At 56.7% G+C, this 11,010-nt stretch carries 10 protein-coding genes and 1 pseudogene; 2 read left to right on the forward strand and 9 right to left on the reverse strand.

Translation table 11 applies throughout. The annotated features are described in order from the left end of the window. Positions 1–213: pseudogene (locus Q1K23_RS05115) on the forward strand (hypothetical protein); the annotation flags it as partial. Here the strand turns inward: Q1K23_RS05115 and Q1K23_RS05120 are convergent. From Q1K23_RS05120 to Q1K23_RS05160, 9 genes are all read right to left on the reverse strand, one after another. Next, positions 177–1,454: a hypothetical protein gene (locus tag Q1K23_RS05120; protein WP_300362990.1), complete on the reverse strand. Its 1,278-nt coding sequence runs from the start codon at positions 1,452–1,454 to the stop codon at positions 177–179. The pseudogene Q1K23_RS05115 and the gene Q1K23_RS05120 sit on opposite strands and share 37 nt — an antisense overlap. Next, positions 1,451–2,107, reverse strand: a complete 657-nt coding sequence (locus tag Q1K23_RS05125) for a uracil-DNA glycosylase (RefSeq protein WP_300362992.1) — start codon at positions 2,105–2,107, stop codon at positions 1,451–1,453. The genes Q1K23_RS05120 and Q1K23_RS05125 overlap by 4 nt, the downstream gene beginning before the upstream one ends. Before the next feature lie 161 nt (positions 2,108–2,268). Continuing rightward, on the reverse strand, positions 2,269–2,652 hold the full coding sequence (locus tag Q1K23_RS05130) for a class II SORL domain-containing protein (RefSeq protein ID WP_300362994.1): 384 nt from the start codon (positions 2,650–2,652) through the stop codon (positions 2,269–2,271). Between the two features lie 159 nt (positions 2,653–2,811). Beyond that, positions 2,812–3,771: a CoB--CoM heterodisulfide reductase iron-sulfur subunit B family protein gene (locus tag Q1K23_RS05135; protein ID WP_300362996.1), complete on the reverse strand. Its 960-nt coding sequence runs from the start codon at positions 3,769–3,771 to the stop codon at positions 2,812–2,814. 12 nt (positions 3,772–3,783) lie between these two features. Then, positions 3,784–4,767 carry a succinate dehydrogenase/fumarate reductase iron-sulfur subunit gene (locus Q1K23_RS05140; protein ID WP_300362998.1) on the reverse strand — a complete coding sequence of 328 codons (984 nt, stop codon included), beginning with the start codon at positions 4,765–4,767 and terminating at the stop codon, positions 3,784–3,786. Between the two features lie 9 nt (positions 4,768–4,776). Then, positions 4,777–6,495: a succinate dehydrogenase flavoprotein subunit gene (gene sdhA / locus Q1K23_RS05145; protein WP_300362999.1), complete on the reverse strand. Its 1,719-nt coding sequence runs from the start codon at positions 6,493–6,495 to the stop codon at positions 4,777–4,779. A gap of 175 nt (positions 6,496–6,670) precedes the next feature. Continuing rightward, positions 6,671–7,465 carry a fumarate reductase iron-sulfur subunit gene (locus tag Q1K23_RS05150; protein WP_300363001.1) on the reverse strand — a complete coding sequence of 265 codons (795 nt, stop codon included), beginning with the start codon at positions 7,463–7,465 and terminating at the stop codon, positions 6,671–6,673. Beyond that, a complete protein-coding gene (locus Q1K23_RS05155; RefSeq protein WP_300363003.1) occupies positions 7,462–9,471 on the reverse strand; it encodes a fumarate reductase flavoprotein subunit in 2,010 nt (669 codons plus the stop codon). Before Q1K23_RS05155 ends, Q1K23_RS05150 begins: the two co-directional genes overlap by 4 nt. Beyond that, a complete protein-coding gene (locus tag Q1K23_RS05160; protein WP_300363005.1) occupies positions 9,468–10,175 on the reverse strand; it encodes a fumarate reductase cytochrome b subunit in 708 nt (235 codons plus the stop codon). The genes Q1K23_RS05155 and Q1K23_RS05160 overlap by 4 nt, the downstream gene beginning before the upstream one ends. A 73-nt stretch (positions 10,176–10,248) precedes the next feature. Between Q1K23_RS05160 and Q1K23_RS05165 the strand changes: the two genes are divergently transcribed. Beyond that, positions 10,249–11,010 (forward strand): thiamine-phosphate kinase (locus tag Q1K23_RS05165; protein WP_300363007.1); only part of this gene is annotated, 762 nt, incomplete at its 3' end.

Consider the following 11,010-nt stretch of genomic DNA (forward strand, 5'->3'; position numbering starts at 1 on the left):
AGATATCCGGCTGCGCTCGGTGACGTTTTGCGTGTCTATACGAGGCTGGTGGAAAAAAGAAAAGCCTCGATCACGCTTCTTCAGCGGGTCGAGAAAGACGGTAAGACACTTTTTGAAATGACGATCCGGCTGGCCTTCTTGAAGGAGGGCAGACCGGTGAAGATCCCGGATTCGGTCTATTCGGTCATCTCTGCATGGGAGAGTGGCATATAGGGAGTGGCTTCCTCCTCTTCGAAAGGCTCGATGATCTCCTCTTCGGGGAAAGGAATCTCTTTGGGGATGAAACGGTAAAGACCCGCTTCGTAAAATCTGATCTCGTAATCGAGAGACCGATCGACGAAAACCTCTTTGGTCAGACGCTGTTCGCCCGTTTTGAGATTGAAAAGAGTGTCGATGCCGGCGATCGTGGCGTAGTTGAGCCAGTTGAAGCGGATATCCTGTCGTACGAGGGCGACATTTTCCGTCAGGAACGGATCGGCCGAACCGATGGAGCTGGCGATGACCATGTTCTCTCTGTCGTGATACTGGGTCAGTGTCAGAAGCAGGGGCGAGTAGTTGATCTGCGTACTCAGGATCAGGATCGGTTTGAAATCGGCCAGTGTGAGCTGCGAGAGAAAAAGGCTGCTCTTGACGACCGGTGTATTGAGAAACATGGTCGACTGGTTGAGATCTTCATGTTTCTCGATCAGCTCTTTGTAATAGCCGTTTTTTCCCAGTACGATCGAATCGTTGACATCCACGAACTCTGCGACGGTTTCCGAAAGCATTTTCGAAAGTCCCGATCTGTCGGAAACCGTCACGGTCGTGGCGTTGGATTCGACCATATAACTGAGTGTTTCGATCTGTTTTCGGTAGTCGATACCGCCAAAGAGAACCTGCTCGTTGATGCAGTCGATTCGGTTTTTATGCAGTGTCGGTATGAAGAATTTCCCGGGCAGCAGCTGGTTGCACAGATAGTCCGCCCCTCTTTTCGTCACGGGGGCTACGATCAGATCGTAAGGGCCCGAAGAGGAGAGGTCCCGAAGAACCTTCTGAAGGCTCTCTTCCGATTCGTCCGGGACGGAATAGACCTCCATCTCGAAAGGAATACCGCGATCGAGAAGGTAGGCGAGTGCAGAATGGGTCGTCGAAACCGCATATTTTCCGATCACCTTTTTGGGAACGACGAAGGCGACCCTGAAAGCCGCGGCGCCGTAAACCCTCCCTTTGAGGTTGAAAAGCGCCATGTAGCTCTGCCGTTTGGCCATCAGCTCGGGATTTTCCGTCTTTCCCGATTTCGCCAGAAACGTAAAGATTTCGCCCTTTTCGAGTGCCTCCTGCAGCATCGCATCGTCATAGGGGGTCGGATCGAGATCGACGATGATCATCGTCGGAATCGGTATGGGCGAAAGGAGCTGACTCTGTCCCCAGAGGAAGATGTGTAAAAAGAGCAGAAGAGGCAATAACTTTTTCATAACAATCCCTTGATGGTGAGCAGATCCTGATACGACTCTTTTTTGGCCGATGGATTGCGCAGAAGATAGCTTGGGTGGTAGGTCGGAACCAGTTTGAAGCTCCCCATATCGAGAACCGTACCGCGTATTTTCGTGATGCCTGTCTTGTCGCCTGTCAGATAGTGGTAGGCCGTCGCTCCGAGTGCGGCGATCACTTTGGGACGAATCAGTTCGATCTGTTTGTGTAGATAGGGCAGACAGGTATAGGCCTCTTCGGGGGTCGGTACCCGGTTGTTGGGAGGACGGCATTTGACGATGTTGGCGATATAGACTTCACTGCGGGGAATCTCCAGAACGTTTTCTATCATTTTCGTCAAAAGCTCTCCGGCGCGGCCGACGAAAGGCCTTCCCGTCGTATCCTCCTGCGCACCGGGTCCTTCACCGACGAACATCAGCGCGGCATGGGGATTTCCCTCGCCGAAGACCGTTTTGGTGCGCGTTTTGCTCAAAGGACATAGCTGACACTGGGAGACGATTTTCGCCAGGGCGTCGAGATCGTCGGGAAGTGCCGAAGGTGCGGCACTTCGTTTTTCGACAAGTGGCACATATTTGAAACCCAGCTGTTTGAGCTGATGGAGCCGTTTGAGCTGCAAAGCGTTATAGAGTCGATTCATAGGGGATAGTTTAGGTCAAAAGGGGTTAAAAAGAGGTTATAGGGACGCCGAAGCGTCCCGAATGTGCAAATTCGTTAAGAGGCGGTGACGATCTGTTCCTCTTTCGAAAAACATATCGTCACTTTTTTCCGTTTGATAAAATTCGGTCGTGAAGTGGTGCGTTACTTGACTTCGACTTCGACCGGATCGCTCTCCCAGAGGCCGTGCTTGGTGCAGTAGGCCATGGCTGTCAGTTTCAGTTTGTTGCCGGTCGGGACGATGTTGAAAGTCACTTCCGCATGCTCTTTCTGGTTGCCCAGGGTACCGGGTGTGAAAGTCGCCTGTCCGAGGAGAGTCTCTCCGTTCCAGAGCTGAATGTAGGCGATGTAGTGGTCGAAATCGTCCGGGTGGCTGTACTCGTTACCCATTTTGACCGTGACCGGGAACTTCTCGCCTTTTGTCGCCGTTTCGGCACAGTGTACGAACGGAGAGTGGCGGTCGATGTAATCTTTTTTGGCTTCTCTCTCTACAGTGTCGATGTCGACGTATCGGTTGATCTTAGGCATATTGGCCTCCTTCTTTCGTGATTTGATTTTGTTATAAAGATTGTAGCATCAAGGATGTTAAAGAAGAGAGATTTTGTCCGATTTGCTTGAATGGTTAAGTTTGAATTAATAAAGTAGCGGCGTGGAGGGAAGCCCGAAGGCTTCCATGTTTTTTTGAAATCAGGCGAACTGGGTCTCGGCGACGTGATGCTGCAGACCGAGCTCTTTGGGATCGATACCCAGCGCCAGGCCAACGAGTTGGGGCAGGTGGAGTACCGGCAGGGCGATATCCCGTCCCATCTCTTTGGCGACGGCGTGCTGTTTGACGTCCATGTTGAGATGACAGAGCGGGCAGGGGGTGACCATCATGTCCGCATTGTTGTCGATGGCGTCGAGCAGTGCCGTACCGGTCAGTCGGTTGGCTGTTTTGGGAGCCTGCAGGTCGGCGTGGAATCCACAGCATTTGTTTTTGCTTTCGTAATCGACGCTTTTGCCCTGAAGCGCTTCGATGAGGCGATCGAGAGAGTTGGGATTGTAGGGGTTTTCATGCATGTTGTATTTGCCCATGAACTCTTCGGTCGTGAAAGCCTCTTCACCGCCGCCTTCTCCCACATCGGTTTCGATCAGTTTGTTGTTGTGCTTGTGGTGGATATGGCTGGGTCGGATGTTGTGGCATCCGTAGAATGCCGCGATATTGAAGTCGTTAAGCGGTTTTTCGACCTTTTCGGCCAGTTTGTCGAGACCGTAGTCGTCGATGATGGCGTAGAGGAAGTGGCGGACACTGCTGGTGCCTTTGTACTCCAGGCCCACTTCCGCCAGCTTTTCGTTGACCTGCGATTTGAGATCTTCGTCGTGGTCGAGGCGCTCTTTGGTCATGACGGTGTTGAGCTGGCACGTGTTACAGATCGTCACCATATCCAGCCCCTGTTTTTCGGCGTAGCAGATGTTGCGGGCGTTGAGGACCAGTGAGAGGAAATCGTCGAAATCCTGCAGGTGGCTCGCGCCGCAGCAGCTCGCTTCGTCAAGAAGCACCAGTTCGATACCCAGTTTCTTGGCGACCGCCATCGTCGACATCAACAGTTCGGGGGTCGATTCTCTCGCTGTACATCCGGTATAGAGTGCGTATTTAAGTTCTGCCATTTTGTCTCCCCCTTAGAATTTGACTTTCGATGAAGATTTGACCAGCGTCTGAATCTCATCGAGGTTTTTGGATTTGGGCATGTTCCACGGCATGACGATCTTGCCCTTCTTGAACATCGCGATCGCTTCGGGCAGGTGCTTGAGAACACCGATGTTGCCTTCGGAGTAGCGTACCAGTTCCCCTTCGTCGAGGATACCGTGTTTGATGATGGAGTGTTTGAAGCCGACGGCATGGCGTGTGGCCACGTTGTCCTGGGCCAGACCCTCTTCGAAGAGCTGGTTGTGCAGTTTCGTGATCTTTTCGATCGGGTTGACATCTTTCGGGCACGCTTCGGCACATTCGAAACACTTGACGCAGTCCCAGACGCCCGGGCCCATCTCCCGGACCGTTTCGAGGCGGTCGGTTTTGGCGGTGTCGCGGACATCGGCGTTGAATCGGTAGGCTTTGGCGAACTGCGCCGGTCCGAAATACTCTTCGTTGACTTCGACCACGGGGCAGGCGTAGTAGCAGCTGCCGCACTGGATGCAGTAGTCGGCTTCCAGCAGCTCTTCGGCCTCTTTCGGAGAGACCTTGATCTCCTCTTCGGGATGCTCGTCGATCTCGGCTTCCAGGTAGGGCTTGAGCTGCGCGTGCTTTTTCCAGAAGTCGCTGCGGTCGATGATCATGTCCTTGACGACGCGCTTCTTGCTCTGGGGCTCCAGAAGCAGCGTATCGGTCTGGAAAATGTCGACCAGTTCCCATACGTTCTGTTTGCACGAAAGGACCGGTTTGCCGTTGACCTTGATGGCGCAGGCGCCGCAGATGCCGTGGCGGCAGCTCCGTCGGTAGCTGAAACTTCCGTCGAATTCCCATTTGATGCGGTTGAGGATATCCAGGACCAGCTCGTCCTTGCCCACTTCCATCTCGTAGGTTTTGAAGTAGGGCAGAAAATCGGTTTCCGAATTGAAGCGGAATGTTTTGAATGTCAGTTTTTTCGTAATGCGTTCTGTACTCATACCCAATCCTTAATATTTTCGCTCTTGCGGCTCGAATTTGCCGAGTGTGACATCACCATATTCGATATTGATCGATCCGTCTTCGTTCATCGTCGCGAAGGTGTGCTTGAGGAACTTCTCGTCGTCGCGCTTCTGATAGTCTTCGCGGAAGTGTGCGCCGCGGCTCTCTTTTCGCGCGATCGCCCCCTCGACGATGAAGGTGGAGTAGTCGAGCATGTGGCCGAACTCGATCGCCTCCTGCAGATCGGTGTTGAAGATCTTGCTCTTGTCGTCGATGCGGATGTTTTTGTAGCGCGTGCGGAGCTCTTTGAGGATCTCACGCTGCTTGAGCATCGTCTCTTCGGTACGGAAGACGCCGGCGTTGGCGGTCATGGACTCCTGAAGCTCCTTGCGAAGCTGGGGGACCCTTTCGGTGCCGTTGTTGTTCATACAGAAGGCGATCTCTTCGAGCATCGTGTTGGCGTCCTCTTCGCTGACGGAAGGTTCGTCGAAGACGCCCGCTTCCAGATCCTCGACGATATGCTTGCCCACGTGGCGTCCGAAAAAGAGCGCTTCCAGGAGAGAGTTGGCGCCCAGGCGGTTGGCGCCGTGGACGCTGACACAGGCGCATTCGCCCGCCGCGTAGAATCCGCGGACGATCTCTTTGGGGCTTTTCTTGACGTGGCCGTCGATGTCGACGGGGATACCGCCCATCGAGTAGTGGGCCGTGGCCGCGATGTGGATCGGCTCCTTGATCATGTCCTGTCCCAGGAAAGTGATCGCCAGGTCGCGCAGTTCGGGGAGGCGCTCCATGATGATCTTTTCGCCAAGATGCGTCAGGTCGATGGCGACGGCGTCGCGATTGGGTCCGACACCGCGTCCTTCGAGAATCTCTTTGGTGATGGCGCGGCTGACGACGTCGCGGGGTGCCAGCTCCATCTTTTCGGGTGCGTACTTCTCCATGAAGCGTTCGCCCTTGGAGTTGTAGAGGCGTCCGCCTTCACCGCGGGCCGCTTCGGAGATCAGGATGCCGCTGCCCGCCAGACCGGTCGGGTGGAACTGGACGAACTCCATATCCTCCAGCGGGAGGCCGTGGCGCGCGACGATGGAGAGGCCGTCACCGGTGTTGGCGTGGGCGTTGGAGCTGATCTTGAAGGAGCGTGCGTAGCCGCCGGTGGCGAACATGACCGCTTTGGCCGCGAAGATGGCCGGTTCGAGATTGCGGATATCGTAGGCGACGGCACCCTTGACGACACCGTCTTCGTAGACGATGTCGGCCACGTACCACTCGTCGAAGAAGGTGACGTTTTCGCGTTCGCACTGCTCGTAGATGGTCTGCAGCAGCGTCAGACCCGTGCGGTCCTTGGCGTAGCAGGCGCGGGGTTTGGACTGTCCGCCGAAGGGGCGCTGGGCGATCGTGCCGTCCTCTTTGCGGCTGAAAGCGGCACCGGCGTTGGCGATCCAGCGGATCGTTTCGGGCGCTTTGGAACACATCAGCTCCACGGCGTCCTGGTCGGCGAGGTAGTCGCTTCCCTTGACCGTATCGAACATGTGGAGTTCGATATCGTCGTCTTCGCTCAGGGCCGCGTTGACACCGCCCTGGGCCGCACCGGAGTGGCTTCGAAGCGGATGGAGCTTCGTCAGCACGGCAACCTGTTTGCCGGCACGCTGAAGTTCGCGTGCGGCTGCCAGACCGGCCAGGCCGGCACCGACAATCACTACATCGTAATTATGTATCTGTACACTCATGTTAGACGCATCCTTTGTATGGCATAGATAGGTCAATTATACATGTTTAGGCTATAAAATAGTTTAATCGGTCGGGGAGAAATCGGAACCTGTGGCCCGAATGTTACGGAAAGGGGCAGAGGCTTCCGCCCGGCGGAAGGAGAGGGGACGGCGGCAAAGGATCCGCCGCCGTTTTTCAATGTTCGGGCATCTTCTCCTCGTGCTGGAGACAGTTGCATTTGGTGACGTTTTCGTTCAGTCCGGTCTTGACCATCTGGCGGCGGAGATAGGCGATTTTGGACTGAAGGGGCAGTTTCTTGGGGCAGACATCTTCGCATCCCAGCAGCGTCATGCAGCCGAAAACGCCGTTTTCGTCGCCGATCAGTTCGTAGTAGTCGGCATCGGTCCGCTCGTCGCGGGGATCGAGCTTGTAGCGGGCGATCTTGTTGAGTCCCACGGCGCCGACGAAGTTTTCGTTCATCTGGATCGTCCCGCATCCGGCCACGCAGCAGCCGCACTCGATGCATCGGTCGAGCTCGTAGATCTCCTCGGCCAGATCGGGGTCCATCGGCTCCTCGATGCGGTTGATGCTTCTGAGCTCCTTCTCCTTGTGGTGGATCCAGGTCTCGAGCCGTTCGTTCATTCCGCGCATCCATTTGCCGTTGTAGACGGAGAGGTCGCCGATGAGCTCGAAGAAGGGGAGGGGTGCGAGATTGATCTCTTCGGGCAGTTTCGAGGTCAGGGTGCTGCACGCCAGGCCCGGCTTGCCGTTGATCAGCATGCCGCAGCTTCCGCAGATGCCCGCCCGGCAGACGAAGTCGAACTTCAGCGATGCGTCGTGGTGCTCCCTGATGTCGTTGAGGACGATAAAGAGGGTCATCCCCGGCGCTTCCTCGATCTCGAAAGTGTCGATATGGGGTTCGTCCCCTACGACGTGCGGATCGTACCGCAGGATGTTGATTTTCAGTTTTCTCGGTTTCGGTTCGCTCATACTTCATCCTTCTCGTCGTCGAATCGTTCGTAGAGGCGTTCGTTGCGGCCTCTGTATTTTTCGGGCAGCAGATGTTCATAGGGCATCAGCGCCTTCTGGATCGCGAAACGGTCCGCCCCTCTGGCGAGGAGCTCGTTGCGGATCGCGTCGATTTTGGCCTGCTGGATCATGCTGTCGGGATTTTCGATGATGTTCCTTTTGCCGTAGCCGCGCCACCCGGGCGGCAGTTCCATCTCCAGGATGTCGATGGGTTCGTAGGTGACGGTCGGCAGTGTCTGCTCCGGGTCGGGCCAGGAGGTGATCGTCCGCTTGAGCCAGTTGATGTCGTCGCGCATCGGGTAGTCCTCTCTGGCGTGGGCACCGCGGCTTTCGGTGCGCAGAAGGGCGCCGTAGGCGACGGTGAGGGCGATCTTGATCATCTTCTGGGTCCGGTAGGCCACGACCAGCGCGGGATTGGCAGCATAGGATTTGGAGCGGAAGACCGAAATGTTTTTGCTTCGGATATGGAGCTGCTCCAGCTGCTCCACCGCATCCTGCAGATCCCTGCCGTTGCGGAAGATCCCCACCTTCTCCATCATGATCTTCTCCATCGCCCGGCGAAGGACGTAGGCGTCCTCTCCGCCGTCGTTGTTGAGCAGGCGGCGGATCTTCTCCTCTTCGATACGGACGAAATCCTCGATGGCACCCGTCGAGATCCCGATGTGGCTCTGGGGAGAGTCGCAGAAATCGGAGATGTATTCGGCCACCAGCATGCCCGAGACGACCGTTTCGCTGACCGAGTTGCCCCCCAGCCGGTTGAAACCGTGCAGATCCCAGCAGGCCGCCTCGCCGCAGGCGTAGAGTCCCTTCAGCGTCTGGGATTCGCCCGTGTATTTGGTGCGGATGCCTCCCATCGAGTAGTGCTGTGTCGGTCGTACCGGTATCCACTCTTCGGCCGGGTCGATGCCCAGGAAGTTTTCGCAGATATCCTTGACCTCCCGGAGGTTCTTTTCGATATGTTCGCGTCCCAGTATCGTGATGTCGAGCCACAGATGGTCTCCGTAACGCGACGGTACCCCTTTGCCCTTGCGGATATGCTCGATCATGCGGCGGGAGACGACGTCCCGGGAGGCGAGCTCCTTCTTTTCGGGCTCGTAATCGGGCATGAACCGGTAGCCGTCCACGTCCCGCAGGATCCCGCCGTCGCCCCGGCACCCTTCGGTGGTGAGGATCCCCACCGGAACGATGGCGGTGGGGTGAAACTGCACCGCCTCCATGTTGCCGAGCGTGGCGATGCCCGTCTCCAGAGCGATCGCCTGGCCCGTGCCCTGGCAGATGATGGCGTTGGTGGAGACTTCGTAGATGCGGCCGTAGCCGCCGGTGGCGATCGTCGTGGCTTTGGCGATATAGGCGACGATCTCGCCCGTCATCAGGTTTCTGGCCACGACGCCGTAGCATCGGCCGTGACGGTGGATGACCGACATCGCCTCCATCCGCTCGTGGATCTTCACGTCGTTTTCGTGGGCTTTGTTGTCCATGGCGTAGAGCATGCTGTGGCCGGTGCCGTCGGAGGTGTAGCAGGTGCGCCACTTCTTCGTTCCGCCGAAATCGCGGGCCGTGATGAGGCCGTGGGCCTCCTCCCGCTCCTCGATCTCCACCTTTTCGGCGTTGATGATGGCGGTGTGTTTCCCTTTGCGCACCCGGTTCCAGGGCACGCCGTAGTGGGTGAGCTCCCGGATCGCCTTGGGCGCCGTGTTGACGAACATCCGTACGACCTGCTGGTCGGCACCCCAGTCGCTCCCCTTGACCGTATCCTCGAAATGGATATCCTCGTTGTCGCCCCAGCCCATGGCGCAGTTGCCCAGGGATGCCTGCATGCCCCCCTGGGCCGCGGCGGAGTGGGAGCGTTTGGGCGGTACCAGCGTCAAAACGATGACGCGGTGCCCCCGCTCCTGCACGCCCGTGGCGACACGCAGGCCCGCCAGTCCGCCGCCTACGACCAGAACGTCCGTGTAGATGATTCTCATCGCTCAGCCTTTTCGACAGGGGTATTCTCGAGATTCAGGCCGATCGAGACGTAGGTCCCCAGCGACGCCAGGCCGATCAGAATGTAGACGGCGATCGCCGCCCGCATGATCCGTTTCATGATTTTCCTGCTTCTGCGGTAGTTTTTTCCCTCGAACCACCCCCACTTGAGGGCCAGGCGGTAGAGCCCTATGAAAGCGTGCAAAACGACGCAGAAGAGCAGGACCAGGTAGAGCGGCCACATCCATCCCTCCACGACCCGCTGGGCGGAGAGATAGGGGCCGATCTTTTCGGGATTGACCATCATCATGTAGATGTGCACCGATCCCAGAAAGAACATCGCGAAGCCGGTGACGACCTGGACCATCCAAAGCGAAGTATCCTCGTGGCCGAAGCGCCGCATATGGTTTCTGAACGTGCGGTACTGCTGCCAGGTGGAGGGGATCTTCCTCACGGCCAGGGCGGCATGGACGACGAACAGGATGGAGATGACGATGGCCAGAAAGGTGACGATGATCGGATGTCTCTCTCCGAAGAGATAGTATCCTTCGAAAAAGAGGGTCATCTTCTCCATCGCGTCGGGACCGAGGAGAATGCTCCCTTCGAAAATGATATGTCCGACGATGAACAGGGCGAGCAGAAGCCCCGTCAGACTCTGCGTGAAATCGAGATAGGCGGGTACACGGCTGTGGTGCAGTTTTGACATGAACGCTGTTTCCTTCTATAGTTGACTCGCGATTATCCCACAATAAAGATTAATATGCGATATAATCGCACCCATGAACAAAGAGGATTACTTCATCGGCTGTTTCGCCGAAAGCCCCTTTATCGGCGACGACGCTGCCATATTAAATAATATGTGCATCAGTCAGGACGCTTTTTTCGAAAATGTCCACTTCAAAAGAGAGTGGATGAGTCTCTACGATATCGCCCGAAAGGCGATGCTCGTCAACATCTCCGACGCGATCGTCATGAACGCCCGACCCAGATACGCCCTCCTGACGGTGGCGATACCCAAAGACTACACACGGGCCCAACTGAAGGAGCTGGCGGCGGGGTTTCAGGAGACCGCCGACGCCTTCGGCGTCACGATCGTGGGAGGCGACACGATCGCCAACGTCAAACTCGACATCTCCGTCACGATCCTCGCCGACTGCGAAAGACCGATACTCCGCAGCGGTATCAAAGAGGGTGACCTGCTGGCCTATACCGGGCATCCGGGGGAGAGCCTCAAAGATCTGCGGCGTCTTCTTCGGGGCGGCACGGTGAGTCCCGCTTCCCGCTTTGTCCATCCTCTTCTGCGCGACCGCTTTTTCTTCAAAGCCGCCAGATATATCAGGGCCGCCATGGATATCTCCGACGGCCTCTTTCACGATCTTGAAAAACTGCACAGGGCGAACCGCCTGGGCTTCGAGTTTTTCGACCCCATTCCCAAAAGGATCGGTTGCAGCGGAGAGGAGTTCGAAGTGCTTTTGGCTTTCGATCCGCGCCATGAAAAGGCGCTGCGGCATATCGCCCGGCAGACGCGCACCCCCCTGAAA

The sequence above is a fragment of the Hydrogenimonas sp. genome (assembly GCF_029933015.1).
Lineage (GTDB): Bacteria > Campylobacterota > Campylobacteria > Campylobacterales > Hydrogenimonadaceae > Hydrogenimonas.